Here is a 26,563-nt window from a genome sequence, read left to right on the forward strand (position 1 = left end):
AATTTCTTATTAAATTTAACTGTTTTTAAACAGGATTAAAAGTTCATAACTAACTTTAATCAAAAAATTTTAAATCAACAAAGTTTTTGAAAGAGTCCCGACACTTCCAACAGTATAATTTATAAAGTAAAAAGTACATAATTATTTATTGTATAATTAGTGTGAAGAGAAAGTTGTTGATATTTCCACTAATACTAATGTTATATTTATTAACAAATTATTCAATCAAAATTATTAAGGAGCGTAATTTTTATGGCTATAGATAACGGAGATTTTGTAAGAGTAAACTTTACTGGTAAAATTAAAGAAACAGAAGATGTATTTGACACTACTTATGATGAAGTTGCACAAGAAGCAGGAATTTTCGAAGAAAACAAAACCTACAAAGCAATTCCTATTGTTGTAGGAGGAAACCACTTATTACCTGCAATCGAAGAAGCAATCATCGGATTAGAAGAAGGCGACAAAAAAACTATTGAAGTGGATTCCGAAAACGCTTTCGGTCCTAGAGACCCTTCATTAATTCAATTAGTTCCTATGAGAGAGTTCAAAAAACAAAACATGACTCCTTTCCCAGGTATGAAAATCCAATCCGAAGGTGCAACCGGTAAAATCTTAACCGTCAACGGAGGAAGAGTAAGAGTTGACTTCAACCATGAATTAGCAGGAAGAGATTTAGTATATGATGTTGAAGTAACCGAAATCATTGAAGATGATGAAGAAAAAATCAAAAGTATGATCGAGTTACACTACTCAAATCCTAACGTAGACATCGACAAAACCGAAATCGACATTGTTGATGGTGTTGCAAACATCAAATTGGATGAAATGTCCAAATTCGATCAACAATCCTACATGGACATCACCTTTGCAAGATTCAGAATTGCAAAAGACATTTGGGACAACATCGAAGAAATTACCAAAGTCAATTTCGTAGATGCTTTTGAGAAAAAAGAAGAAGCTGAAGACGAAGAAGACGAAGAATAGATTTTATTATCTTGACTCATTCACTGCTTTGATATAAGTGGTGAATATTAATTTTATTTGGTTATTTGCCAATTGACTTGAATTGGAGTTATTTTAAATATAACTCTTTTTTATCTTATTTTTTCATATTTTTCCATCCGATATTTTTTGAATAAATTATTAAAAACTATTATTTTTTTATTTAAATATTCAAAGTATTGTAAAAAGCCCGTAAATCGAAATACCTATCGGTTATATGAAAATACTAATTTTCAACATAAGATTTATAGCACTATTTAAACCAGCGAAATGTATAAATTATTCACAAGTTATATTATTATATAACAGTTGAATAATTTTTTAAATTAGCTGTAAAGGAGGATATTTATGAATAAACTAACTAAGATTACAATAGTTGTTCTGGCAATCTTTGTGATTGGAATGAGTATTAGTGTGGCGTTTGCCGATCCTGTTTCAGCCGCCAAATACAAAGGAAAAAAATCAATAACTGTCACTGTGAAAGACGGTAAAAAAACAGTGAAAATAAAATGTAAATACAAATCAGGATATGGTGGCAGTTACTCTGGTAAAAAGGGAAAATATATTGTTGATGTCTGGAAAGGACCTAAACAAAGTCCTATTTATAACGGTTGGAACACTGTCGCTAAAAATACCAAAACACACAAAGTATGCAACAAACTTGGTCATAAAAAACCAGTCACTAAAGTAAAATTAAGGTACTACTACTAAGCAAATAGTGATTAGAGGATTAAATCCTCTACTTTTTATATTTTTTCATTAATTGATGGTAGATATGTGTTTTTGACATGTTCGTCATTTTCAAACAAATTTTCTCTTAAATTCTTTTTTTATCATGAATTGCCACAATTCCAGGAATATCTTCCACTTTTAATTCATACATGGCTTCCATGCCTTCATTTTCAAATAAAACACACTTTTTTTCCAAAACCTTGTTTGTAAGCAATGCCGCAACCGGAGGGGTTATTACAAAAATGGACTTGTTTTTATCCAGTGCCTCAACGGTCTCATCGCTCAGCATTCCCTTTCCTATATGAATCTTGACTCCTGCAGCGCTTAAAGGTCCGATTGTTGATTCGATTTCAACCTTGCTGCTGGTTGTAGGCGCAATTCCCGCATCGCTGAATGCAGTATGCATTATCACACTGCCTTTCAAATCAAAAGGGACTTCATCTTTTTCAATCAGTTCCACAAGCTGGGGAAGTGCCGCGTCACGGCCGGTGTATATGGTTCCTGAAATGTTGATTTGTTCACCAACATTGAGGTTGGCAATATCCTCTTCGGTAATTGGGGTGGTCAAGTCTGTCATAATAATTATTTTATTTTTAATTTTTAATAAATTTTTGAATTTTCCCCGATTTCACATAAGATATTTAAATGTTTATTAACATAGATATAATACATTCTATATTTATTTTTCATAAATATGATAGGAGATTTTAAATTGATTATTATTGACGAAAATTTGTGTAAAGGATGTCATCTTTGCTTGTTCATGTGTTATAAAAACGTATATGCAATATCTCCTGAAGTAAATAAGAAAGGAGTTCAATTACCCTTTGTAAAGTTCGAAGAAAGATGTACCAAATGTGGTACTTGTGAAGTTGCATGTCCGGACCAAGCAATTACAGTTGATTTGCCGGAAAACTGGTGGATGAACGAAGATGTTAATTTTAATCCATTATTCACAAGGCATGGAAAGTAGGTGTATAAAATGGCTGAAGAATTTTTTATTCAAGGAAATGAAGCATGTGCTAAAGGAGCAATAGCTGCAGGCTGTAGGTTCTTTGCAGGTTATCCTATTACTCCATCTACAGAAGTTGCAGAAACTTTAGCAAGAGAATTGCCAAAAGTTGGAGGTTCATTCGTTCAAATGGAAGACGAAATCGCATCTGCAGGAGCCATCATTGGAGGTTCATGGGGAGGAACAAAATCAATGACAGCCACTTCAGGTCCAGGTATTTCATTAATGCAGGAAAATATCGGTTATGCATTCATGACAGAGACTCCAATAGTTATTGTTGACGTTCAAAGAGGTTCTCCATCAACCGCTCAACCAACTATGGCTTCACAATCAGATATGATGCAGGCCCGTTGGGGATCACACGGAGACTACGAACCTATTGCGCTGTCTCCATCAAGCGTTCAGGAATTTTTCGATTTCACAATAAAGGCATTTAATTTGGCTGAAGAATACAGATGCCCTGTATTGGTCATGGCTGATGAAGTAATCGGACACATGAGGGAAAAGATAGTTGTTGGCGATGATATTGAAGTCGTTGCAAGGAAAAGGCCTGAAAAGACTGATGACTACCTGCCGTTTGAAAACATTGAAAACGGAACTACTCCTATGCCTGCATTCGGTGACGGATTTAATATTCATGTAACCGGTCTTACTCACGATGAAAGGGGTTATCCTGACACCAACACTCCTGAAACTCATCATAACTTAGTAAAAAGAATTTGCGATAAGGTTTTAAATAATAAGGATAAGATTTGCTCTGTAAGATCTGAAAACTGTGAAGATGCGGACATCATAATCGTTTCATATGGTGCTCCTGTAAGGTCCGCCGTTGAAGCGGTAAACAGGGCAAGAGCAAACAATCAGAAAGTCGGCTATGTCAAAATTGATACTCCATGGCCATTCCCTGATGAACAATTGAAAGAGATTACTAAAAACGCCAGTGACGTACTAGTTGTAGAGATGAATTTGGGTCAAATGTATTATGAGGTTGACCGTGTACTTGGAAAGGACGTCAATGTTCATTTGATGGGAGTGATTGGAGGATTACTGCCAACTCCTGATGAAATTTTAGATGAAATCAACAAGATAGGAGGAAACTAAAATGTCAGAAAATAAGAATAGATTTCTCCCATATTTAAGAGAAGACAGACTGCCTCACATTTTCTGTCCTGGCTGTGGAAATGGTGCAATCATCAATGCATTCCTTGCAGCTATGGAAAAGGCAGATATGGATTTTGACAATATCGCAATGGTTTCCGGAATCGGATGTTCCTCAAGGATTCCAGGATATCTTAAATGCGATTCACTTCACACCACTCACGGAAGAGCATTGAGCTTTGCAACCGGTTTGAAAACAGCAAACAAGGATTTGGATGTTGTAGTGTTTACCGGTGACGGTGATGCGGCTTCTATCGGGGGTAATCATTTGATTCATGCGGCCAGAAGAAACATTAATCTGACTGTAATCTGTATCAACAATAACATTTACGGTATGACTGGTGGTCAAATCAGTCCTACTTCACCAAAAGGCAGTTTCGCAACAACTGCTCCTTACGGTAATTTGGATACTCCATTCAAATTGGCCGAACTCGTTGCAGCTGCAGGTGCAAGCTATTCCGCAAGATGGACAACAGTCCAGATGGAAAATCTTGTCTTGTCCATTAAGGCGGGTTTGAAAAACAAAGGATTTTCATTCATCGAGGTTGCAACACAATGTCCAACTTACTTCGGTCGTAAAAACAAGCTCAAAACTCCTACTGCAATGGCTGCAGTAATGAAGGCAAATACAGTATTCAAATCTGCTGCAGACAGAATGAGCGCAAGAGAATTGGAAGGCAAGATTGTTGTTGGTGAATTTGCCAACACTCAAAAAGATGAATTTACAGAAAACCTTGAAAGGATTAGTGTGGAAAAATCTGGTAAGAAAACTCTTATCAACTCTGCATATTCAACAGAATTATAGGTGGATAATATGAGAACTGAAATTAGAATTTGTGGATTTGGAGGTCAAGGAATAATTCTTGCAGGTATTATCTTAGGTAAATCTGCAAGTCTTTTTGATGAAAAAGAAGCTGTTCAAACCCAATCTTATGGTCCTGAAGCTCGTGGAGGAGCTTCCAAATGTGAAGTTGTTATCAGTGACACTGAAGTCGACTATCCGAAGGTTCAAAGTCCGGATATTTTAGTGGCCATGTCAAATGAAGCTTTAATTAAATATATTGTGGATTTAAAGGACAATGGAACTTTAATTGTTGATCCTGGCACAACTGATGTTGAAGATGTAAGAGATTTTATTGATGAACATAATATTGAGGTTTATGAAGCTCCCGCTACTAAGACAGCCACAGATGAAATCGGACTTAAGATTGTGGCCAATATCGTTATGGTTGGAGCTATTACAAAAATTACTAAAGTGATATCCAAAGAGGCAGCCATCAAGGCTATTGAGGCCAGTGTTCCTAAAGGAACTGAAGAAAAGAATATCGCTGCTTTCGAAGCGGGTTATGCTTTAGCTGAATAGGTGTTATAATGAGATTTTTTGAAAGTGTAGCAAAACAAATTTTTAGTAAAGAAGGAATCCCAATCCTGGAGGGACATGTTGCAAATTATCCTGAGGAAGCTATGGCAGTAGCCTCTGAAATGGGATTTCCTGTAGTTGTCAAAGCGCAGGTTTTAACCGGGGGCAGAGGTAAAGCAGGTGGTGTAAAATTTGCAAAAAATCCTGGTGAAGCCCTTAAAGTTGCTGATGAAATTTTAAAAATGGAAATTAAAGGCGAAAAGGTAAATCATTTGTTGATTGAAGAAAAGGCTGAAATCTTAAATGAATTCTTTGTCACAGTTTCTGTTGACAGGGGTGCAAGAAGGCCAGTAATCCTTGCAAGTAAAGAAGGTGGGGTTGAAATCGAAAACCTGGCAAAAACAAACCCTGAAAAGATTATTAAATATTATCCAAATCCTTTGCTTGAATTTTTACCTTATGAAGCCCGTGAAATCGCCCGTAAGATGGGAGTTTCATCCGAATTGATTTCTCCTGTAGGAAGCATCATCTGGAAATTATATAAGGTATTTGAGAAGTATGATGCTGACACCGCTGAAATCAATCCGTTGGTTTTAACTCCAGACGGTTTGATTGCCGCTGACGCAAAACTCGTTGTCGAAAACGATTCACTCTACAGGCATCAGGACCTGGTTGACAGAATGAACTATAAGAAAAAGGCAGTCGACTTTGTCCAATTGGATGGTGATATTGCTGTAATCGGTAACGGTGCAGGTTTAACATTGACCGCAATGGACATGATTAAGCTCAATGGTGGAGAACCGGCAACATTCCTTGATATTGGTGGTGGAGCCTCAGAGCACATAATCAATCAGGCCTTAAGCATTGTTTTAAACTACGATCCTGTTAAAGTCGTGTTCCTGAATGTACTTGGAGGTATTACCAAGGCCGATGATGTTGCACGTGGTGTAATCAAGGCTTTGGAAAATGCTGACCGCAAGGTCAATATAGTTATCAGATTGACCGGAACCAATGAGGAAGAAGGTCAAAGGATTTTAGAAGAGGCTGGAATTCCATATGAAACATCAATGGAAAAGGCAGCTAAAAAAGCAGTTCAAATTTGTGAAGAACTAAAAGCTGAAGGCAAATAATTTTGCTATAGTTCAAACTCAAATAACACTAAAAAAAGGGTTTAGATGTGTCTGGAAGTTCATTCGAGCAGTACCACTCGACTAACTTCAGATTCATTTACTATCTCTTTGCCACAGGCATCACCGATTTTAGAGGCAAAATCTTTTATTTCATCAAAACTTGGCATGTTGTCCAGGGTTAATCTTTTACGTGATGAGCCAACATACATGTATGCTTTGACTTCCACAAAGTCAGGGTCAGCTTTTTTTATCAGTTTTGCATAACCCTCAGGGTCTTCCATATTTTTTCCGCGAACGCAGGTATTCCTTATGCATGTGCGTGAGTCAAAACTGGATAGGGTTTCAAGTGATTCGTTTAAATTATCCCAAGCATCATTTATTCTAGGTCTGCAGACATCATTAAATATTTTCTGTGAAGGTGCATCCAAAGAAAGGTATAGTTGATACGGGTCGTTTTCCAGATTTCTTAACCTTTCAACACATTGGCCGTTGCTCACTACGAATGTTGTGAAATCCCTGCGGTTGAATTCACCGATCAGTTCATCGATTTTAGGGTAGAGTGTAGGCTCTCCCGCAAGTGATATTGCCGCATTGTTCGGGTTTTTCATCTCTTCCAGTTTTTTCTTGTTTGCCTTGTCATTTCCATAAAAACCGCATAACAGGTTGTTCTGGGCTTTGATTGCCTCATCAACGATTACTTTCGGATCGTCATATTCCTCATCTTCCCAAGTGGTTTGGGTATATGTTAAGTCTCTCCAGCAGAATTCGCATTCCTGTTGGCAATTTGGAACTGCAGGAGACATCTGAAGGCATCTGTGGGATTGGATTCCATAGAACTTTTCCTTATAGCAGACTCCCTTATCAGAAATGCTTTGCCTTGTCCAATGGCATGTCTTGACTGCGGCATGACCATGTTTTCCAACGAATCTGTATCCGCTTTTCTCTAGTTTTTCAATCTGGTTTTTAGTGAATGACATAAAATCAAATCTATTTTTGGCTTTTGTAGTATATACATTTTTACAAGTCTAAAGCAATATTACTTTTAGTGAACAATATTTACTTTATATTGTTAAATCTATTTATATGTTTAAATTTAATATTAATTATTATGAGATTATGGAACAAGAATCAGGAAAAATTATTCTTTGATAAATCAAAAAATTTTGCATCACATGAGCAGCTGTTTTACAGGACTGATGATGGAATGTATGTGTCCTATTGGCCCAAGGGTTATTCCGGGTCCAAATCAACATTGCAGGCCAGAAATTCGCTGATAGGAAACTATACTGAAAAATGGGTCTGCGATTTGCTTAATCATATACTTCAGGATGAGGGGCTCTTTGTCATTCAGCAGGCACAGATTCCCTCAATTGGAATAACTCACAAGTCCCCTGCAGACATCGTCATTTCAAAAACAAACAGGAAAGTGCTGATGCCTGATGAGGTAAAACTTATATTTGAGGTAAAGATGTCGCTTGTGTGGAACTGGCAATACGATGAGGCTACAGGCAATGTTAAAGAAATTGGGGACTACAGGACCCATCAGGGGCGCCCAAGCTTCACACGTTCGGATTCAATTTTAAAGGCGATTGGAAAATGCATTGATATAAGGGTTTCAAATGTCAAGGCTTCCAAAATTCCATTAATCGTTTTGGGAAATGCACCGTTATCAAACGGCTTTTGCAAAAAGGCGGATTATCTGAAAAATTCAGGAATTATTCAGGGTTTTTGGTCATTGAATCCATTCCCTCTCAATCATGGAAACACCCGAAAGAGAAGCATTAAAAACGGATTCATCAGAATGGACAATGTCGATGAATTAAATATGACTTTGAACCAATTATTTAAACAGGAACTGAATTTTTTCTCGGGAATGGAAAATCCCAAAAAACTGGGTCAAATGATTGAAATTGCCAACTGGGAAAAAAGCTATCAACAGAAGGGATTGAAATTTTTAAATCTCCTGAAGAGGTCTTAATTTGCAAAGGAAAACAAAAACAGCTTCTTTCGGGTCTGTGGTCAGGCAGTCCCACAACTCAAAGAAGTTTTATAGTTCAAAACTGTTTGAAGAATTTAATCTGCCGAAAAATATTGAGTATCTGGAAAATCGGATACCTGAAAGTGACCTGAATAAATTTTACTGCAAATCCAGTGAAATGATGGATGAGATACCTGACAACAGCATTCATCTGATGATAACATCCCCTCCGTATAATGTGGGAAAGGAATATGACAACGACTTGACATTGGATGAGTATCTCTCGCTTTTGACCAAAGTTTTCGGTGAAGTCTACAAAAAGCTTGTAACCGGCGGAAGGGCATGCATCAATGTTGCAAACATTGGAAGAAAACCATATATTCCACTGCATGCAATGGTGATTGAGATAATGTTGGATTTGGGATTTCTGATGCGCGGAGAAATCATTTGGGACAAGTCCGCCAGTGGCGGAGGATCCTGTGCTTGGGGAAGTTGGATGTCCGCTTCAAATCCGGTTTTAAGAGATTATCATGAATACATTCTGGTCTTTTCAAAGGATTCCTACTCAAAGGATAAAAATCAAATCAAAAAGGACACTATTGAAAGGGATGATTTTATCGAATGGACAAGAAGCGTTTGGACATTTCCCGCTGTGAACGCCAAAAGAATCGGTCATCCCGCACCATTTCCAGTTGAACTGCCCCACAGATTGATAAATCTGTATAGCTATGAAGGCGATGTCGTTCTGGACCCATTTTGCGGCAGCGGAACAACTGCAATTGCAGCCAGAAAAAACAACCGCAACTACATATGCTATGACATCAAACAGGAATACATTGACCTGGCAAAAAGTAGAATTTCCAATCAAAAATTTATTTAAAGATGTAAATTATATATTTAATTATAAAGTTATTGTGGGATAGATATGGACACTCCAATTGTAATATTGAATTATAAAACTTATTTAGAATCAAGTGGTTTAAAGGCTTTAGAACTTGCACATGACCTGGAAAGTGCTGCCAGTGAATCTGGAATCACTATGGTTGCGGCTCCTCAGGCTGCAGACATCTATAGAATCAGTGAAGAAACCTCACTGCCTATTTTTGCTCAACACATTGATGCAATATCCCCTGGAGGACACACAGGTTCCAACCTAATCAATACATTGATTGATGCGGGAATCAGCGGATCTCTGATTAACCATTCAGAACAGAGGATGAAATTGGCGGACATCGATGAAGTTGTGAAAATGTGCAAAGCCAATGAAATCGAATCATGCGTATGCACAAATAATATTGAAACCTCAAAGGCTGTGGCAACACTAGCCCCTGATGCAGTTGCCGTTGAACCTCCTGAACTTATCGGTACAGGAATTCCAGTATCTCAGGCTCAACCGGAAGTCGTTGAGGATACAGTTCGCGAAGTAAAAGCAATAAATAAAAAAGTTAAGGTATTATGTGGTGCAGGCATCACTACTGGGGACGACATGAAGGCAGCTATGGATTTGGGCGCAGACGGAGTATTGCTCGCATCAGGAATTATCAAGGCTGAAAGTCCTAAAGACGCCTTGCTTGATTTGGTAAGTAAATTATAGAGTGAGAAAATGGCTAAGGAATTTAAAACTATTGATGATTTTGATGTTGAAGACAAAACAGTTCTTGTGAGAATCGACATTAATTCTCCGGTTGATCCTAGTTCAGGCATTATTCTGGATGATACAAGGCTAAAGCTGCATGCCCAAACAGTTAAGGAACTGTCCAATAAGGGCGCTAAAGTAGTGCTTTTGGCCCATCAATCTCGTCCGGGTAAAAAGGATTTTTCAACTTTGGCCCAACATGCTGACGCTTTATCAGATATTTTGAATTTAAGGGTAAAATATATCGATTCATTATTTTCCAAAGCTGCAAAAGAAGCTATTAAAGCTTTAAAGCCTCATGAAATTCTTTTGCTTGAAAACGCAAGATTTTACTCAGAAGAAACCCTTTCAAGAACTCCATTGGAACAGTCAAAAACTCATCTTGTAACTCAATTGTCTCCACTTATCGACTATTTTGTAAATGATGCGTTTGCAGCGGCCCACAGGTCCCAGCCATCATTGGTCGGTTTTACAGTAAATACTCCTTCCGCTGCAGGAAGGGTAATGGAGAAGGAACTGACTGTAATTCAGGATGCTCTTGACAATGTGGAACATCCTTGCGTATTTCTGCTTGGTGGAATGAAGCCTGAAGACTCCATTGATGTTATGGAGAATGTACTAAGCAATGGAACTGCCGATTCAGTTTTAACAACAGGTATTGTTGGAAACATTGTTTTGTGGGCATCAGGTGCGGATATCGGTGAAGTCAACAAGAAGTTCATCATCGCTAAAGGATATGAGGATATGGTTGCCAGATCAAAAGATCTTATTGAAAGGTTCGGGGATAAGGTAAAGTATCCTATTGATGTTGCATGCCAAATTGATGGAAACAGGGTTGATATTGACAGCAGTGAAATTCCAAACGAATCCATCTTTGATATAGGTGAAAAAACCATTGCATTTTATGCAAAAGAAATCAGAAACGCAAAATATATATTTGCCAATGGTCCTGCGGGGGTATTCGAAGACCCTCAATTTGCAATGGGTACCGAGGATTTGATCAATGCTATGGCCAATTCAGATGGTTTCACCTTAATAGGAGGAGGACACATTGCAGCTGCTACAGCAGGTCTTGGCTTGGAAGAGTATATGAGCCATTTAAGCAGTGGTGGCGGAGCATGTATCAGTATGCTTGCAGGTAAGGAGTTAGCCGCTGTTGAAGCTTTAAAAAATAGTAAAGATTAGCTATTAAATATTTTTAATAGCTCTTCTGATGATTTTTTTGGATTTTCTGAGCTCATTATAGCGCTCACTACAGACAATCCTGCGATTCCAGTATCATTTAGCTCATGGGCATTGTTTAGTGTAATCCCTCCAATGGCTACAACTGGTATATTTATTGATTCCACAATTTCTTTCAAATCATTTTTTGTAATTTTTGGAGCATCATCTTTTGTTGCAGTTGGAAATACCGCTCCAGTTCCAATGTAGTCGGCACCATCACTTTCTGCTTTTTTAGCTTCTTCAATGGTGGCGGCTGAAACACCTACAATTTTATCAGGTCCAACCAGTGCTCTTGTAACATCACATGGCATGTCTGATTGGCCAACATGAACTCCATCAGCATCAATTGCAAGTGCAACATCGACTCTGTCGTTTATGATTAATGGCACGTCATATTTTTCAGTAATTTTCTTCACATTTAATGCCAAATTATAGAAATCTAGTGTGTCAGCGGTTTTTTCTCTTATTTGCACTACGCTAACTCCACCTTTAATTGCTTCTTCAATTGTCTTTAAGAATTTTTCTACATCGTCACTTTTATCGGTGACAAGGTAAAGGGATAAGTCTATGTTTTTCATAATATCCTGATGTTTGCTTCGTTTATTAAGGTTTCACTATCGGTTTTAAAGAGGTAATCAATTAGGTATGCTCTAAATGAACCGGTTCCTTCATCATTCGCATCTACTTTTGCTCTTGCCTTTTCACCGGCAATGTTCATTGCCAATATTGCAACAAGACTTCCTTCAAATGGATTGGATCCTCCAATGCAGCTTCCAACAATTGATGATAACATGCAGCCGCTACCTGTTATCAGTGGCATCATATCATCTCCATTGTCAATGACAACGGTGGTTTCGCCGTCACTCAATATATCGAGAGGGCCACTTGCTAAAATCACGGTATTCAATTTCTTTGCAAGTTCACAGATTAAATCTCCATTTGCTTTTAGATTTTCTTCAGTAATTATGTCATCAATATTAACATCAACGCCTTTTGCAGTGTTGCTTTCTTTTAAAACGCCGGTTAATTTTGCAATTGCTTTTATTTCACTAATATTTCCTCGAATTGCGGTTATATTATAATTTTCAATTAGATTCATTGTGGTTTTGTTTCTAAGTTCGGTTACTCCGACTCCCACAGGGTCTAAAATAATAGGGGTATTGGTTTTGTTTGCAGTTTGAGCGCTTATATTCATTGATTCGATTTGATTTTTACTTAATTTTCCAATGTTGATTACAAGCACATCAGCTATTGCTACAACTTCTTCAAGCTCTTCTGCATCTTCTGCCATAAATGGGGATCCTCCTATGGCAAGCACTGCATTTGCACAGTCATTGATTGTAACTGAATTTGTTATGCAGTGGGTTAACGCATTTTTTTCTTTAATACTTTTTAAATTTGAATCTATCTTATTTAGTAATTCTTTTTCAGTATTTATCATGATTATTTATTATAAATTTTTTATTATTTAAATTTTAATGAAAAACATGTGATTTATAGTAAAGTATTTAAATGACTTTTAGTATAAATTATAGTGTTATATAATTTTATTATATTGCCTCGGTGGCTCAGTCTGGTAGAGCGCGAGACTTGTAATCTCGTGGTCGCGGGTTCAATTCCCGTCCGGGGCTTTTAATATTATAATATTATATAATTTTTTTAGACTATTATTGAAATAATAGTAATGTTTATATACTTGTAAATATAATATAATTATTAGTATGTCATCTACATACAATTTGTATGTGGGTCCGTAGGGTAGCTTGGTCGATCCTTTGGGCTTTGGGAGCCTGAGACTCCGGTTCAAATCCGGGCGGACCCATCTTTTCCCGCCTTAGCTCAATTTGGCAGAGCGTTGGACTGTAGATCCAAATGTTGCTGGTTCAAGTCCGGCAGGCGGGATTCTCAATTTATTTATTTGGATTCATATATTTTTTTGTGAAAAATAGTGATTTTTCCAAAACATTTATATATGATGAAAATTATATTAATTGATAGTGTACTATTTGAGGATATGCCCTGGTGGTGTAGGGGCTATCATGTGGGCCTGTCGAGCCCGCGACTCGGGTTCAAATCCCGGCCAGGGCGCTCATATCTTAAGTAGTATGAAAGTCATATAGGCCTGTAGCTCAGTCTGGCAGAGCGCCTGGCTTTTAACCAGGCGGCCGCGGGTTCAATTCCCGTCAGGCCTGTTTCTAATTTTATATTTTAACTTTTTTATTTGGAGGAAAAAATTTGAAAATTGATATTCAAGACCATATGCTAGTACCAAAGCATGAAATCATGACTGAAGAAGAGATTTCTGACGAATTTAGTGATGTGGATTATGATTTTAAAGACCTTCCTAAAATAAAATCTAATGATCCTGTTGTAAAAGCCATAGGTGCTGAACCTGGAAACGTTTTAAGGATTACTAGAGAAAGTCAAACTGCAGGTGTATTTGTAACCTACAGAATTGTTGAAGATTAAATATAATTTTAGAGTGTGTGAAATTTAATATAGTATAATTTCTGTATTTTTTTGTTTTTTAGAAATTCATTATAATAAATTTGAACTTAGTTTGAGAGGAATTATCTTAAAGGAGATAGTTAGGAGTAAATTAAGAATAATGATTAAATGAATTAAGTTAGGTTTATCCTAATAAACTATTATTTTTATTTAGTTAATTATTTTTATTGCGTACGTAATGTTGGAGGATATCCATGACAGAGAATAATTGGAAATTAGTTGATGCATTTTTTGACAAATATGATTTGGTGGATCACCATATCAAGTCCTACAATGATTTTGTGAATAACAGAATTCAGAATATCATTGATATTACCGAACCTATCACTTTAGATGACGGGAAATACACTTTAAAAACCGGTAAAGTACGTATTGAAAAACCGTCAAATAAAGAGGCTGATGGTTCTCGTAGTGAAATTGATCCAACCGAAGCAAGACTTAGAAACTTAAATTATTCTGCAGACATGTACCTTGAAATGGCATTAAATGAAGACGGAGAAGAAAATGAGTTAGAAGAAGTGTACATCGGTGAATTACCGGTAATGCTTAAGTCTGACATTTGCCATCTCAATGGGCTCAGTGCTGAAGAATTGATGGAAAAGCATGAGGACCCTCAAGATTTAGGAGGATACTTTATTGTAAACGGTTCTGAAAGGGCTGTTGTGACAATGGAAGAAATCGCTCCAAATAAAATTATTCTTGAACGTCTTGATGAACCAGAAGATAGACATGCAAAAGCTGTTGTTACTTCAATCAAAAGTGGTTTCAGAGCCAGAATTACTTTGGAATATAAAAAACCTCGTAAAAATGGAGTATTTTTAAGAATTTCTTTCCCTTACCTTCCAGGTGAAATTCCATTAGTAATCCTATTGAGAGCTCTCGGTTTAGCTACAGATGAAGAGATTATCACTGCAATTTCAGATGATAACAATTTCCAAATGATGATAGCGGATGATTTGCAAGTGTCTGATGAATCATTAAAATTGGATCAAAGAGAAATGGACGGCATGTCTTATGAAGAAAGAAGAGATTATTTACAGCTCGCAGCTATCAAATACATTGGTAACAGGGTAGCTAAAAACATGCCTAAAGATTATCGTTTAAAACGTGCAAAAGATGTTGTAAATCGTTATTTATTACCTCATATGGGAACTGAGGAAGAAAGATGTTATGATAAGGCTATCTACTTAGCTGAAATGACTGAAATGTTATTGGAAGTCATCGAACAAAAAAGAGAGCCTCACGATAAGGACCATTATACTAACAAAAGACTCAGAGTTTCTGGAGATTTAATGGAAGATTTATTCAGAGTTGCTTTCACTAATTTAACAAGAGATATGAGTTACCAACTTGAAAGAAGCCTTTCCCGTGGTAAAGAGCTTTCAATCAAGCAGGCAGTGCGTAGTGATGTTTTAACAGAAAACATCAAACATGCAATCGCTACTGGAAATTGGGTTGGTGGAAGAGCTGGTGTAAGTCAATTGTTAGATAGAACAAGTTACATGGGAACCCTTTCCCATTTAAGACGTGTTGTATCCCCATTAACTAGAAGTCAACCTCACTTTGAAGCAAGAGATTTGCATCCAACACAATTCGGTAAGATTTGTCCTAACGAAACCCCGGAAGGACCTAACTGTGGTTTGGTAAAGAACTTAGCTTTAATGTGTAATATTTCAGAAGGTTCTGATGAACAAGAAATTATTGATGTTATTAAAACTATGGATGTAGATTTGATTTAGGGAGGTGAGATGTTGGCTAAAAAAATTAATGCAAAATTAAAAAGAGCTTATTATTATTTTGGATTTGAAGAAGTGGCTGCCTATGAAAAAGTCAGAAAAAACATTGACATTCTATTAGAAAAGGCTGCTGACGAATCCGTATTAAATAAAGTAAAAGAACATGAGTCTGAAATTGAAGAATTTTTCAACACCTCTGAAAAAAGAGAAGATTCTGACTTTTTTGAAGCATTTGCTAAAGATGAACCTAGAAAATCCTGGGATAGTTATACAGATGATTTCCCTGAAGATATCTTTGCAGATGATGTAGAATCAGACGACGCTGTCGAGCCTGTTGAGGACAATGGCGATGAAGGTGAAGTAGAACCTGTCGCTGAAGCCGCTGAAGATGAAGGTGAAATTGAACCTGAAACTGAAGAAGAAGAAAGCGAAGGTGAAATTGAACCTGACGAAGATGAAGGTGAAGTCGAACCTGTTATAGTTACAGACATTAATGTCATAGTCGTTGACAGGGAAAGTGAGCCTATAGAATCTGCTGTCATATCCCTAACTTCAGGAACAAGATTTGAAGGTTCAACCGGCAATGATGGAAAATGCATTATCAAAGAAGTGGCTTTAGGTGATTATTCAGTTCTCGTTAAAGCTGACGGCTTTAATGATTTCCATGGAAAATTCACTGTTTCAGATGATGATGAAGTTTTCAAAGTCATATTGACTAAAGAGATTATCACTACAAACAAAACCAAAATTTACATTAACGGTGAACTTTTAGGATACTGTGAAAACCCAGTTGAATTCACCCAAGAAATGAGAGAGAAAAGAAGAAATGGTGAAATCTCCTATGAAATGAACATCACTTATTATGAAGATAATGAGGAAATTTACATATTCAATGATCCTGGAAGAGCAAGAAGACCATTAATCATTGTAAAAGATGGAGTTCCATTATTAAGAGAAGAGCATTTAAATAAAATTGCAAATGGAAAATTAAAATGGGATGATTTAATCAGTAAAGGTCTTGTTGAATATCTGGATGCTGAAGAAGAAGAAAATTCATACATCGCTATGAGTTTGGCTGAAATAAATGAAGAACATACTCACTTGGAAATCGACCCTGCTACAATGTTAGGTATCTGTGCAGGTATCATTCCATTTTCAGATCACAACTCATCTCCAAGGAACACAATGGAAGCAGGTATGACAAAACAAGCATTAGGATTATATGTCTCCAACTATGCATTACGTACTGATACCAGGGCACACCTATTGCACCATCCTCAAACTCCTATCGTTAAAACCCGTATTATCGATTCAACCAATTATGATTTAAGACCATCCGGTCAGAACTTTGTAGTTGCATTGATGTCTTACGAAGGATATAACATGGAGGACGCAATGGTTATCAACAAAGGATCCCTTGAAAGAGGTCTTGCAAGGTCATCTTTCTTCAGGGCATATGACACTTCCGAAAAGAGATACGCAGGTGGTCAAGTAGACAGATTTGAAGTGCCTGACAAAAACATCAAAGGATACAGGTCCGAAGAGGCCTACAGAAACCTTGATGAAGACGGTGTCGTCAACCCTGAATCATATGTTGAATCCGGTGACGTATTAATCGGTAAAACCTCACCTCCTAGATTCCTTGAAGAGGACTTCGGTACCGTTGCTGACAGAAGAAGAGAAACTTCCGTAACTGTAAGACACGGTGAAAAAGGTATTGTTGATGCAGTATTATTATCCGAAACCGTTGAAGGTTCAAGATTAGCTAAAATCAGAGTAAGGGATACCAGACAACCTGAATTTGGTGACAAATTCGCATCAAGACACGGTCAGAAAGGGGTTGTCGGTTTAATTTTATCCCCTGAAGATGTGCCATTCACAGAATTCGGTGTCGTTCCTGATTTGATAGTTAACCCTCACGCGATTCCGTCCAGGATGTCCATCGGACAGGTATTGGAAATGGTCGCTGGTAAAGCAGGTTGTCTTGAAGGAGAACGTGTGGACGCAACTCCGTTCAACCAAACCCTTGAGGATGAAATCAAACAGCAACTTATTAATAACGGATTTGAATCTGCAGGATGTGAATCATTATACAATGGTGTAACCGGTGAAAGGTTGGACGCTGAAATATTTGTAGGTGTAGCATATTATCAAAAATTACACCACATGACCACAGATAAGGTTTATGCACGTTCAAGAGGTCCAGTGCAAGTGCTTACACGTCAGCCTACTGAAGGTAGAGCACGTGAAGGTGGTTTAAGATTCGGAGAGATGGAAAGAGACTGTCTTATTGCACACGGTGCTGCTTTAACCTTAAAGGAAAGACTTCTTGATGAATCTGACAAATATGAAGCAATCGTTTGTGAAAACTGTGGTATGTTGGCAGTTTATGACAAAAACAAAAATAAGAAATACTGTCCAATCTGTGGAGATGTAGAAACATATCCTGTTGAAATTTCATACGCATTTAAATTATTATTAGACGAACTTAAGAGTTTATGTATTTTCCCTAAATTAGTTTTAGGAGACAAAGCATAATTACAGTTATAAAGGAGCCAATACATGAAAGGATTTATAAAAAAAATAGAACAAATCAACTTTGGGCTAATGTCTCCTGAAGATATTCGTGCTATGTCTGTTGTGACTGTTGAAACTCCAGATACCTATGAGGATGATGGGTTCCCTATTGATAAAGGTTTGATGGATCCTCGTTTAGGTGTTATCGACCCAAGTTTAGTATGTAGGACTTGCGGTTTCAGAGGTGGAGACTGTCAAGGACATTTCGGTAGTATTGAACTTGCAAGACCAGTTATTCACATTGGTTTTGGTGATGTTATTCACAAAATACTACGTTCTACCTGTAATGAATGTGGTCGTATTCTTTTAAACGATGAACAAATTGAATACTTCACTGAAAAAATTAATGAAGCGATGGATAGCCGTGAAAGTTTAAACGCTATTCTAAAAGAAGTTTACAGAGTCGCCAAAAGGGAATTAAAACAAATGCCTGAAGACCCTGATGAGGAAATTGACATGAAATATTGCTGCCCTCACTGTGGTGCACCTCAGGAAGCTATCCTTTTGGATAAACCTGTAACTATCCGTCAAGGGGATTATAAGTTAACAGCTTCTGAAGTTCGTGAAAGACTTGAAAAAATCACTGATGAAGATTCATTTGTTTTAGGAGTAAACCCTGAAGTTGCAAGACCAGAATGGTTAGTATTGACTGTTTTACCAGTTCCTCCTGTAACTGTAAGACCTTCAATTACTCTTGATACTGGTGAACGTTCAGAAGACGACTTGACTCACAAATTAGTTGATATTTTACGTATTAATCAAAGATTACTTGAAAATATGGAAGCTGGTGCTCCACAATTGATTGTAGAAGACTTATGGGAATTGTTACAGTACCACGTTACCACTTACTTTGACAATGAAGCCAGTGGTGTTCCTCCTGCAAGACACAGGTCAGGAAGGCCTTTAAAAACATTGACTCAAAGGTTGAAAGGTAAGGAAGGACGTTTCAGATCCAACTTATCAGGTAAACGTGTAAACTTCTCAGCACGTACTGTTATTTCACCTGACCCTAACATCAGTATCAACGAGGTCGGTGTTCCTGAAATGATTGCAAAAGAAGTCACTGTACCTGTATATGTAAACGAATGGAACATTGAAGAAATGAAGCAATGCATTAAGAATGGTCCTGACGTTCACCCTGGTGCAAACTACGTAATCAGAAACGACGGAAGAAAAATAAGAGTGCGCAACGAAGAAACCATTGAGTTGATCTTGGAGCAACTGGAACCAGGTTTCATTGTAGAAAGACACCTCAAAGATGGGGATATGGTATTGTTCAACCGTCAGCCATCTTTGCACAGAATGAGTATGATGGCACACGAAGTAAGGGTACTTCCTTACAAGACTTTCAGATTAAACCTCTGTGTCTGCCCTCCATACAATGCAGATTTCGACGGAGACGAAATGAACATGCACGTATTCCAGACTGACGAATCCAGAGCGGAAGCAAAATCACTGATGCGTGTACAGGAACACATTTTATCTCCAAGGTTTGGAGGACCTATTATTGGTGCTATTCACGACCACATTAGTGGTGCATACTTATTGACCCGTGACGGTGTCGAATTCACAGAAGAACAAGCTTTACAGATTATCAGAAAATCCCACCTTGAATTGCCAATATTTAAAGGAGGGCAATGGGTTTTAAAAACAAACCATGACTTGAAACCTGATATGGAAGTTCCTCATGATATTGAAGAGTCATATATCTATAAGGAAAAAGGTGAAAAGTGGACTGGTAAAGAATTGTTCTCATTATTATTGCCAAACGATTTAAACTTATCTTATAAGGCTGAAATTTCCAAATGTCCTGTAGTATACCCTATAGAGGATGAGACTGTTGTAATCAAAAACGGAATTCTTGTTCAGGGTGTAATTGATGAATCAGCTTACGGTTCATTCTCAGGAAAAATCTTAGATAAGATTGTTAAGGAATACGGTCCTGGAAGAGCAAAAGAATTCTTAGACAGGTCAACTGACCTTGCTATATGTGGAATCATGAAAACAGGAATTACAACATCCTTAAACGATGAGGAAATTCCTGAAGAAGCTCAAGATCGTATTAATGAGCACTTAGAGAAAAAGATGGCTGAAGTAGATAAACTTGTTGAATCTTATGAAGAAGGATATCTCCAAGCATTGCCTGGTAGAAGCCTTGAAGAGACTTTAGAGATGAAGATCATGCAGGTTCTCGGGGAAGCTAGGGATATGTCCGGTAGTATTGCTGAAAACTATCTTACCATGGGTAAACAGTCTGATGACGACCCATATGACCATGTGATGGCAGTTGAAAACCACTCTGTAGTAATGGCACGTACCGGTGCAAGGGCATCCATGCTGAACCTTACTCAGATTACTGCTTGTGTAGGACAACAGGCGGTTAGGGGTGGACGTATCGAAAGAGGATACCTCAACAGAACATTACCTCACTTCAAAAAAGGTGAGTTAGGGGCAAAAGCTAAAGGATTTGTACACTCAAGTTACAAATCAGGTCTTGACCCAATCGAATTCTTTTTCCACGCTATGGGAGGAAGAGAAGGTCTTGTAGATACAGCGATTCGTACCGCACAATCTGGTTACATGCAAAGAAGACTAGTAAACGCTCTGCAAGATTTACAAGTAAAACCATCCGGACTTGTCACTGATAACCAGGGCAATGTTATCCAAACCATGTTTGGAGAAGATGGTGTTGATCCAGCTAAATCAGACTTTGGTAAACCAGCTGATTTAAACAAACTCATTGATGAAATAAGAATGGAAGGTAAGTAGGTGTAACTATGGATGATATTGAAGCAAAAGTAATTGAAACTATTACTCAACTAAATGATGAAGAAAATTTAGACATCGATTTTCCAGAAAGTTATATCGAAGATTTGTCAAAAGCATATGTTAAGAATGATTTGACTGATGACGAATTAACTCAACTTATCAGAAAGCTCAAAATGGCCTATGACCGAGCTCACGTTGAAGCTGGCGAGGCTGTTGGAACAGTAGCTGCACAATCTGTTGGTGAACCGGGTACTCAGATGACTATGCGTACTTTTCACTATGCAGGGGTAACTGAGTTAAACGTAACATTAGGTCTTCCAAGGCTTATTGAAATCGTTGACGCAAGAAAAGAAATTGCTACTCCAACTATGGACATTTATTTTGATGAAGAAAGACGTGATGATGAAGAATTTGTAAGAACTTTAGCTAATCAAATTGGTAAAAGTACTGTAAATGATATTATCTCTGACTTCAATTTAAATTATGGAACTATGGAAGTTGAAGCAGTTTTAGATTCTAAAAAAATAGAAGAGAAAAGATTAGACAGGGAAGAAATTAATGCTGCTATTGAAAAGGCTTTCAAAAAGGCCGACATTAAAGGCGATAGGATTATTGTTCCTTCCTCTAAATCTGATAAATCTGATTCAAAATTTGAAATTCGTGAACTTCGTCTGTTAGCGGACAAGGTTCGTGACTTGCAAATCAGTGGTATAAAAGGTATCGGTAAAGTAATTATTCGTCGTGATGAGGAATGGATTATCCATACCGAAGGATCAAACCTTAAGGAAATCCTTGATATGGACGGTATCGACCACGTTAGAACCACTACAAACAACATTCATGAAATCGGTGAGGTTTTAGGTATTGAAGCGGCTCGTCAATCTATCATTAACGAAGCACAGAATACCCTTTCCGAACAGGGTCTTAGTGTAGACGTAAGGCATATCATGCTTGTTGCAGACATCATGACTTCAGAAGGTACAGTAAAATCAATCGGAAGACATGGTATCAGTGGTGAAAAATCAAGTGTATTAGCTCGTGCAGCTTTTGAAGAAACCGGTAAACATCTGCTTCATGCAAGTATACGCGGTGAAGTTGATGATTTAACAGGTATCATCGAAAATATTATTATTGGACAACCAATACCTCTTGGTACCGGATCTGTCGGTGTCAAAATGGATTATAAAAATGAATAGGAGGCTAGATGATGGACGTAGATAGAGGAATCAGGGTTGCTGTTGACACTGGAGATGTGACATTAGGCTCTGAAAAATCAATTCAATCTTTAAAATTAGGAAAAGGTCAACTTGTAGTTGTTGCAAGTAACGCTCCTAAAGAAATTCTTGAAGATGTTGAATATTATGCAAATCTTTCCGAAATTCCATCCTTAGTATACGATGGAACTAGTGTAGATTTGGGTTCTGTTTGTGGTAAACCTTTTACTGTTGCTACATTAATCGTAAACGATCCAGGAGATTCTACAATATTAGACGATTTGAGGTAGATTTAAGTGTCTATTAAATTCAGTGCAAATGAAATTAGATTCATAGCTCTTTTCGAAAATATGACTGGGGCAATGGTAAAAGATTGCATTATCGATGATGAACATGGAAAGGTCACATTCGTTGTTAAGAATGGTGACATGGGACTTGCAATCGGTAAAGGTGGAAGTTCCGTATCTAAAGTTCAAAGGGCAGTTGATAAGGGTATTGAAATTGTAGAATTGGATGATGATCCAATACAATTTATTAAAAATTGTTTATCTCCTGCTAAACTACAATCTGTTAAGATTTCTCAAAAGCAATCAGGCGAGAAAATAGCTATTGTTACAGCAGACAATACCAACAAACGTATTGCTATCGGTAAAAACGGAATCAATATTGAAAGAGCTAAATTATTAGCTGATAGACAACATAATATTGATAACATTATTTTAAAATAGCTTTCGGGCTATTTTATTTAATTTATTTTTTTTAAAAAATACTTTTTTTTATTTTTATTATATAAGAAATACATACCTTTATAAAGGGGTATCTATATATATTTAACATAAGATATCTGCACTTTTTAAAACATGACTATGTGTGCTTTTTGTCTATGTTTGAATTTCATTTCAAGATATCTTCTTTTAGATGATGTAAATTATCTAAATTATTAATTATACTGATTTATATCTTTGAATTTAGATTGTACTATAGGCTATAGTATAAATCGCAGCGGTGGATTCATAGATATGCTTTTTAACAAAAAATTCGAGGAAAAAAATATGCCAGGACTTTTTGCTGCAAAAAAACTTAAAAGAAATAGACAAAATTTTAAGTGGAAAGACGTAGATTATAAAAGGAGAGCTTTAAGGTTAGACGTTAAAGCAGATCCTTTGGAAGGAGCTCCTCAAGCAAGAGGAATCGTAATTGAGAAAGTAGGGATAGAAGCAAAACAACCTAACTCTGCTATTCGTAAATGTGTTCGTGTTCAGTTAATCAAAAACGGTAAACAATTAACTGCTTTCGCACCAGGTGACGGAGCTATCGGATTTATCGATGAACACGATGAAGTGATGATTGAAGGAATCGGTGGACCATCCGGAAGATCCATGGGAGATATTCCTGGAGTCCGTTGGAAAGTTTCCAAAGTTAATAACGTAGCTTTATCAGAAATGGTAAGTGGAAAAATAGAAAAACCTGTAAGATAAGGTGGTTATATTTATGAGTAAATTATTTGGCAAATGGGATCTCGATGAAGTAAAAGTTGAGGACTTAGGTTTAGTAAAATATATCTGCTTAGATGAAACTTTAGTTCCACATACTTCTGGTAGACATGTAAAAAGACAATTCGCAAAATCTAAAGTATCAATTGTTGAAAGGTTAATGAACAAAATCATGAGAACCCATCTCAACTCAGGTAAGAAAAATAAAGCTTACAACATAGTTAAAGATGCTTTAGAAATCATTAATAAAAGAACTAAAAAGAATCCTGTTCAAGTTTTAGTTACTGCAGTTGAAAACACTGCACCTCGTGAAGAAACTACTCGTATCAAATACGGTGGTATTGGATACCAAGTTGCTGTGGACATCTCTCCACAAAGAAGAGTAGACCTTTCATTAGGATTTTTAACTAGAGGTACTTTACAATCTTCATTCAAAAACAGAAAATCTGTTGCTGAATGTTTAGCTGACGAATTAATCCTTGCATCTGAAGAAGATTCAAGAAGTTTCGCTTTACAAAAAGCTGAAGAGAAAGAAAGAGTTGCTAAAGCAGCGCACTAATCATATAATATTTAATTAGGTGGTTATTTTGAGTAGAAGAGACAAAATGATTGCAAAAATCAAAGAATTGATGTATGAACCTGAACAAATCAGAAACATTGGTATCTGTGCTCACATCGATCACGGTAAAACCACTTTATCTGATAACCTCCTCGCAGGTGCAGGAATGATTTCCGAAGAACTTGCAGGTGACCAAAGATTCTTAGATTTTGACGAACAAGAACAAGCTCGTGGTATTACTATTGATGCAGCTAACGTATCCATGGTACACGATTACAAAGAAAAAGAATATTTAATTAACTTAATCGATACCCCAGGTCACGTTGACTTCGGTGGAGACGTAACTCGTGCAATGAGAGCTGTAGACGGTGCAGTAGTTGTAGTTTGTGCTGTAGAAGGTATCATGCCTCAAACTGAAACTGTATTCAGACAAGCATTAAAAGAAAACGTAAAACCTGTATTGTTCATCAACAAAGTTGACAGATTAATCAACGAGTTAAAATTAGAACCTGAAGAGTTACAAAACAGATTCTTGAAAATCTTCATGGAAGCTAACAAGTTAATCAGAAACATGGCTCCTGAAGACAAAAAAGAAGAATGGAAATTAGATTTCACTGATGGTAGTGTAGCATTCGGTTCAGCATACCACAATTGGGCTATTAACGTTCCAACCATGCAAGAAACCGGAATCAACTTTAAAGATATTATTGATTATTGTAATGCTGACAATGAAAGAGAATTAGCTCAAAAAGTACCTTTATCTGACGTATTATTAGGTATGGTAGTAGAACACTTACCTTCACCTAAAGTAGCTCAAGAATACAGGGTACCTAACATCTGGGATGGAGAAATCGACTCTCCTGCTGGTGAATGTATGATCAACACCTCCCCTGACGGACCTTTAGCTGTAATGGTTACCAACGTATCTGTAGATAAACACGCTGGTGAAATCGCTACCGGTAGGGTATACGGTGGAGCAATCGAAAAAGGTACTGAAGTTTACATGGTCGGTTCCCACGGTAAATCCAGAGTACAGCAAGTAGGTGTATACTTCGGTCCTGAAAGAGTTAACACCGATAAGGTTCCTGCAGGTAACATCGTATATGTTGCTGGTGCAAAAGGAGCTATCGCTGGTGAAACCTTATGTTCTCCTGATCACAAAATCAAAGAGTTCGAAGGTTTAGAACACATTTCAGAACCTGTAGTTACCGTAGCTGTAGAAGCTAAAAATACCAAAGATTTACCAAAATTGATTGAAGTATTAAGACAAACCGGTAAAGAAGACCCTACAGTTAAAATCGATATTAACGAAGAAACCGGTGAACACTTAGTATCCGGTATGGGAGAACTTCACTTAGAAGTTATCGGTTACAGAATCAACGAAAAAGGTGTAGACATCACTACATCCGAACCTATTGTTGTATACAGGGAAACTGTCAGACAGTTATCTCCACAAGTTGAAGGTAAATCCCCTAACAAACATAACAGATTCTACATCACAGTTGAACCTATTGAACCTGAACTCTACGCAGCAATCCAAGAAGGAGACATTAAAGAAGGTAGAGTAAAAGGTAAAGAAATGGCTAACGACTTCATGGAATACGGCTTAGATAAAGAAGAAGCCAGAAGAGTATGGGCTGTTCACAACAGAAGCATATTCCTCAACATGACTCGTGGTATTCAATACTTGGATGAAGTTAAAGAATTATTACTCGAAGGATTTGAAAATACCTTGAAAAACGGTCCTTTAGGTGAAGAAATCGCTATGGGATTAAAATTCAAACTCCACGATGCAAAACTTCACGAAGACGCAGTTCACAGAGGACCTGCACAAGTATTACCTGCTATCAGAAACGCTATCTTAGGTTCCATGATGCTTGCTGAACCTGCTTTACTTGAACCAATGCAAAAAGTAGTTATTGACACTCCTAATGATTACATGGGTGCATGTACTCGTGAAATCCAAAACAGAAGAGGTCAAATCGTTAACATGGGTCAAGAAGGAGACATGGCAAGAATCGAATCTAAAGTGCCTGTAGCTGAAATGTTTGGTTTCGCTGGTGACATCAGATCCGCTGCTGAAGGTAGATGTTTATGGTCTACTGAAATCGCAGGATTTGAACCACTCCCACGTGAGATGCAACATCAAATCGTAAAAGAAATCAGACAAAGGAAAGGTTTATCTGAAGAACCATTCCCTGCAAGCCACTACTTAGGTGACTTATAAAATTAAAATTAAATTTTTAATTTTTTTATATTTTTATATTTTCATAAAAATTCATGAAAAAAACATTATGTATTTATATGTTAAAAAACATATAATGAATTTAAGCTATCATTTAAGCTTATTAATTATATTATTAAAAGAGGTTATATAATGGCAAAAGAAAAAGAACATCTTAACTTAGCATTTATTGGACACGTTGACCACGGAAAATCCACTTTAGTTGGACACTTATTATTAAAAGCTGG

The 26,563-nt window shown here is 37.1% G+C and carries 26 protein-coding genes and 5 tRNA genes; 27 read left to right on the forward strand and 4 right to left on the reverse strand.

Annotation, left to right across the window (positions count from 1 at the left end):
• The first annotated feature begins 252 nt into the window (after positions 1-252).
• Both QZN27_RS02405 and QZN27_RS02410 read left to right on the forward strand, forming a co-directional pair.
• Positions 253-987 (forward strand): peptidylprolyl isomerase, encoded by a 735-nt coding sequence (locus tag QZN27_RS02405; RefSeq protein WP_296783141.1) that lies wholly within the window; start codon positions 253-255, stop codon positions 985-987.
• A gap of 366 nt (positions 988-1,353) precedes the next feature.
• Positions 1,354-1,716: a hypothetical protein gene (locus QZN27_RS02410; protein WP_296783144.1), complete on the forward strand. Its 363-nt coding sequence runs from the start codon at positions 1,354-1,356 to the stop codon at positions 1,714-1,716.
• A 106-nt stretch (positions 1,717-1,822) separates the two neighbouring features.
• Here QZN27_RS02410 and QZN27_RS02415 read toward each other — a convergent pair whose 3' ends face one another.
• The gene (locus QZN27_RS02415; protein ID WP_296783147.1) at positions 1,823-2,314 is read right to left on the reverse strand and encodes a fumarate hydratase C-terminal domain-containing protein; all 492 of its coding nucleotides are present in this window, start codon (positions 2,312-2,314) and stop codon (positions 1,823-1,825) included.
• 135 nt (positions 2,315-2,449) lie between these two features.
• On the opposite strand from QZN27_RS02415, the gene QZN27_RS02420 reads away from it, so the two are divergent.
• Genes QZN27_RS02420 through sucC form a run of 5 tightly spaced genes read left to right on the forward strand, consistent with a single transcriptional unit; the run spans position 2,450 to position 6,397 of the window.
• Positions 2,450-2,710: a ferredoxin family protein gene (locus QZN27_RS02420; RefSeq protein ID WP_292600867.1), complete on the forward strand. Its 261-nt coding sequence runs from the start codon at positions 2,450-2,452 to the stop codon at positions 2,708-2,710.
• A gap of 9 nt (positions 2,711-2,719) precedes the next feature.
• Positions 2,720-3,850 carry a 2-oxoacid:acceptor oxidoreductase subunit alpha gene (locus QZN27_RS02425; RefSeq protein ID WP_296783149.1) on the forward strand — a complete coding sequence of 377 codons (1,131 nt, stop codon included), beginning with the start codon at positions 2,720-2,722 and terminating at the stop codon, positions 3,848-3,850.
• 1 nt (position 3,851) lies between these two features.
• Entirely contained in the window at positions 3,852-4,712 is an 861-nt protein-coding gene (locus tag QZN27_RS02430) for a 2-oxoacid:ferredoxin oxidoreductase subunit beta (protein ID WP_296783152.1), read from the forward strand.
• Positions 4,713-4,721: 9 nt separating this feature from the next.
• Entirely contained in the window at positions 4,722-5,270 is a 549-nt protein-coding gene (locus tag QZN27_RS02435; protein ID WP_296783154.1) for a 2-oxoacid:ferredoxin oxidoreductase subunit gamma, read from the forward strand.
• Positions 5,271-5,278: 8 nt separating this feature from the next.
• Positions 5,279-6,397 carry an ADP-forming succinate--CoA ligase subunit beta gene (gene sucC / locus QZN27_RS02440; protein WP_296783157.1) on the forward strand — a complete coding sequence of 373 codons (1,119 nt, stop codon included), beginning with the start codon at positions 5,279-5,281 and terminating at the stop codon, positions 6,395-6,397.
• Positions 6,398-6,456: 59 nt separating this feature from the next.
• Here the strand turns inward: sucC and twy1 are convergent, their stop codons facing one another.
• A complete protein-coding gene (gene twy1 / locus QZN27_RS02445) occupies positions 6,457-7,374 on the reverse strand; it encodes a 4-demethylwyosine synthase TYW1 (protein WP_296783159.1) in 918 nt (305 codons plus the stop codon).
• Between the two features lie 131 nt (positions 7,375-7,505).
• On the opposite strand from twy1, the gene QZN27_RS02450 reads away from it, so the two are divergent.
• From QZN27_RS02450 to QZN27_RS02465, 4 genes are read left to right on the forward strand one after another with little or no spacing between them, the layout of a single operon-like run.
• Positions 7,506-8,375 carry a hypothetical protein gene (locus tag QZN27_RS02450; RefSeq protein WP_296783162.1) on the forward strand — a complete coding sequence of 290 codons (870 nt, stop codon included), beginning with the start codon at positions 7,506-7,508 and terminating at the stop codon, positions 8,373-8,375.
• A gap of 1 nt (position 8,376) precedes the next feature.
• On the forward strand, positions 8,377-9,255 hold the full coding sequence (locus tag QZN27_RS02455) for a site-specific DNA-methyltransferase (protein ID WP_296783164.1): 879 nt from the start codon (positions 8,377-8,379) through the stop codon (positions 9,253-9,255).
• A 45-nt stretch (positions 9,256-9,300) separates the two neighbouring features.
• The gene (tpiA, locus tag QZN27_RS02460; RefSeq protein WP_296783166.1) at positions 9,301-9,969 is read left to right on the forward strand and encodes a triose-phosphate isomerase; all 669 of its coding nucleotides are present in this window, start codon (positions 9,301-9,303) and stop codon (positions 9,967-9,969) included.
• Positions 9,970-9,978: 9 nt separating this feature from the next.
• The gene (locus QZN27_RS02465; protein ID WP_296783168.1) at positions 9,979-11,196 is read left to right on the forward strand and encodes a phosphoglycerate kinase; all 1,218 of its coding nucleotides are present in this window, start codon (positions 9,979-9,981) and stop codon (positions 11,194-11,196) included.
• Here the strand turns inward: QZN27_RS02465 and thiE are convergent.
• Positions 11,193-11,813 (reverse strand): thiamine phosphate synthase, encoded by a 621-nt coding sequence (gene thiE, locus QZN27_RS02470; protein ID WP_296783170.1) that lies wholly within the window; start codon positions 11,811-11,813, stop codon positions 11,193-11,195. The two genes, QZN27_RS02465 and thiE, sit on opposite strands and share 4 nt — an antisense overlap.
• Positions 11,810-12,676: a hydroxyethylthiazole kinase gene (gene thiM / locus QZN27_RS02475; protein WP_296783173.1), complete on the reverse strand. Its 867-nt coding sequence runs from the start codon at positions 12,674-12,676 to the stop codon at positions 11,810-11,812. Before thiM ends, thiE begins: the two co-directional genes overlap by 4 nt.
• 116 nt (positions 12,677-12,792) lie before the next feature.
• Between thiM and QZN27_RS02480 the strand changes: the two genes are divergently transcribed.
• The 16 genes from QZN27_RS02480 to QZN27_RS02560 all read left to right on the forward strand — a co-directional run.
• A tRNA-Thr gene (locus tag QZN27_RS02480) sits at positions 12,793-12,866 on the forward strand.
• A gap of 116 nt (positions 12,867-12,982) precedes the next feature.
• Positions 12,983-13,057 (forward strand) — tRNA-Pro (locus QZN27_RS02485).
• Between the two features lie 6 nt (positions 13,058-13,063).
• Positions 13,064-13,137 (forward strand) — tRNA-Tyr (locus QZN27_RS02490).
• Between the two features lie 114 nt (positions 13,138-13,251).
• A tRNA-Asp gene (locus tag QZN27_RS02495) sits at positions 13,252-13,323 on the forward strand.
• 30 nt (positions 13,324-13,353) lie between these two features.
• A tRNA-Lys gene (locus tag QZN27_RS02500) sits at positions 13,354-13,427 on the forward strand.
• A 43-nt stretch (positions 13,428-13,470) separates the two neighbouring features.
• Positions 13,471-13,704 (forward strand): DNA-directed RNA polymerase subunit H, encoded by a 234-nt coding sequence (locus QZN27_RS02505; protein WP_292600363.1) that lies wholly within the window; start codon positions 13,471-13,473, stop codon positions 13,702-13,704.
• A 233-nt stretch (positions 13,705-13,937) separates the two neighbouring features.
• Entirely contained in the window at positions 13,938-15,482 is a 1,545-nt protein-coding gene (locus QZN27_RS02510; RefSeq protein WP_296783178.1) for a DNA-directed RNA polymerase subunit B'', read from the forward strand.
• A gap of 9 nt (positions 15,483-15,491) precedes the next feature.
• Complete coding sequence (gene rpoB, locus QZN27_RS02520) at positions 15,492-18,017, forward strand: DNA-directed RNA polymerase subunit B (protein WP_394346849.1); 2,526 nt, start codon at positions 15,492-15,494, stop codon at positions 18,015-18,017.
• A 24-nt stretch (positions 18,018-18,041) separates the two neighbouring features.
• Entirely contained in the window at positions 18,042-20,825 is a 2,784-nt protein-coding gene (locus QZN27_RS02525; protein WP_296783180.1) for a DNA-directed RNA polymerase subunit A', read from the forward strand.
• An 8-nt stretch (positions 20,826-20,833) separates the two neighbouring features.
• Positions 20,834-22,021 (forward strand): DNA-directed RNA polymerase subunit A'', encoded by a 1,188-nt coding sequence (gene rpoA2, locus QZN27_RS02530; protein ID WP_296783183.1) that lies wholly within the window; start codon positions 20,834-20,836, stop codon positions 22,019-22,021.
• Between the two features lie 8 nt (positions 22,022-22,029).
• Positions 22,030-22,329: a 50S ribosomal protein L30e gene (locus QZN27_RS02535; protein WP_292606450.1), complete on the forward strand. Its 300-nt coding sequence runs from the start codon at positions 22,030-22,032 to the stop codon at positions 22,327-22,329.
• A 6-nt stretch (positions 22,330-22,335) separates the two neighbouring features.
• The gene (locus QZN27_RS02540) at positions 22,336-22,767 is read left to right on the forward strand and encodes a NusA-like transcription termination signal-binding factor (protein WP_296783184.1); all 432 of its coding nucleotides are present in this window, start codon (positions 22,336-22,338) and stop codon (positions 22,765-22,767) included.
• 324 nt (positions 22,768-23,091) lie between these two features.
• The gene (locus QZN27_RS02545) at positions 23,092-23,517 is read left to right on the forward strand and encodes a 30S ribosomal protein S12 (RefSeq protein WP_149730666.1); all 426 of its coding nucleotides are present in this window, start codon (positions 23,092-23,094) and stop codon (positions 23,515-23,517) included.
• Positions 23,518-23,530: 13 nt separating this feature from the next.
• A complete protein-coding gene (locus QZN27_RS02550) occupies positions 23,531-24,091 on the forward strand; it encodes a 30S ribosomal protein S7 (RefSeq protein WP_296783186.1) in 561 nt (186 codons plus the stop codon).
• Positions 24,092-24,119: 28 nt separating this feature from the next.
• Entirely contained in the window at positions 24,120-26,318 is a 2,199-nt protein-coding gene (locus QZN27_RS02555) for an elongation factor EF-2 (protein WP_296783189.1), read from the forward strand.
• 150 nt (positions 26,319-26,468) lie between these two features.
• A partial coding sequence (locus QZN27_RS02560) for a GTP-binding protein (RefSeq protein WP_296783197.1) occupies positions 26,469-26,563 on the forward strand: 95 nt, incomplete at its 3' end.

Source organism: uncultured Methanobrevibacter sp. (assembly GCF_900316895.1).
Classification (GTDB): Archaea; Methanobacteriota; Methanobacteria; order Methanobacteriales; family Methanobacteriaceae; genus Methanocatella.

Coding starts and splice junctions, on each gene's coding strand:
- QZN27_RS02430 (WP_296783152.1), top strand. CDS start 3,852: ATGTCAGAAAATAAGAATAGATTTCTCCCATATTTAAGAGAAGACAGA.
- thiM (WP_296783173.1), bottom strand. CDS start 12,676: ATGATAAATACTGAAAAAGAATTACTAAATAAGATAGATTCAAATTTA.
- QZN27_RS02435 (WP_296783154.1), top strand. CDS start 4,722: ATGAGAACTGAAATTAGAATTTGTGGATTTGGAGGTCAAGGAATAATT.
- QZN27_RS02415 (WP_296783147.1), bottom strand. CDS start 2,314: ATGACAGACTTGACCACCCCAATTACCGAAGAGGATATTGCCAACCTC.
- tpiA (WP_296783166.1), top strand. CDS start 9,301: ATGGACACTCCAATTGTAATATTGAATTATAAAACTTATTTAGAATCA.
- sucC (WP_296783157.1), top strand. CDS start 5,279: ATGAGATTTTTTGAAAGTGTAGCAAAACAAATTTTTAGTAAAGAAGGA.
- QZN27_RS02545 (WP_149730666.1), top strand. CDS start 23,092: ATGCCAGGACTTTTTGCTGCAAAAAAACTTAAAAGAAATAGACAAAAT.
- QZN27_RS02535 (WP_292606450.1), top strand. CDS start 22,030: ATGATGGACGTAGATAGAGGAATCAGGGTTGCTGTTGACACTGGAGAT.
- QZN27_RS02425 (WP_296783149.1), top strand. CDS start 2,720: ATGGCTGAAGAATTTTTTATTCAAGGAAATGAAGCATGTGCTAAAGGA.
- QZN27_RS02410 (WP_296783144.1), top strand. CDS start 1,354: ATGAATAAACTAACTAAGATTACAATAGTTGTTCTGGCAATCTTTGTG.
- QZN27_RS02550 (WP_296783186.1), top strand. CDS start 23,531: ATGAGTAAATTATTTGGCAAATGGGATCTCGATGAAGTAAAAGTTGAG.
- QZN27_RS02465 (WP_296783168.1), top strand. CDS start 9,979: ATGGCTAAGGAATTTAAAACTATTGATGATTTTGATGTTGAAGACAAA.
- QZN27_RS02510 (WP_296783178.1), top strand. CDS start 13,938: ATGACAGAGAATAATTGGAAATTAGTTGATGCATTTTTTGACAAATAT.
- thiE (WP_296783170.1), bottom strand. CDS start 11,813: ATGAAAAACATAGACTTATCCCTTTACCTTGTCACCGATAAAAGTGAC.
- rpoA2 (WP_296783183.1), top strand. CDS start 20,834: ATGGATGATATTGAAGCAAAAGTAATTGAAACTATTACTCAACTAAAT.
- QZN27_RS02450 (WP_296783162.1), top strand. CDS start 7,506: ATGAGATTATGGAACAAGAATCAGGAAAAATTATTCTTTGATAAATCA.
- twy1 (WP_296783159.1), bottom strand. CDS start 7,374: ATGTCATTCACTAAAAACCAGATTGAAAAACTAGAGAAAAGCGGATAC.
- rpoB (WP_394346849.1), top strand. CDS start 15,492: ATGTTGGCTAAAAAAATTAATGCAAAATTAAAAAGAGCTTATTATTAT.
- QZN27_RS02525 (WP_296783180.1), top strand. CDS start 18,042: ATGAAAGGATTTATAAAAAAAATAGAACAAATCAACTTTGGGCTAATG.
- QZN27_RS02405 (WP_296783141.1), top strand. CDS start 253: ATGGCTATAGATAACGGAGATTTTGTAAGAGTAAACTTTACTGGTAAA.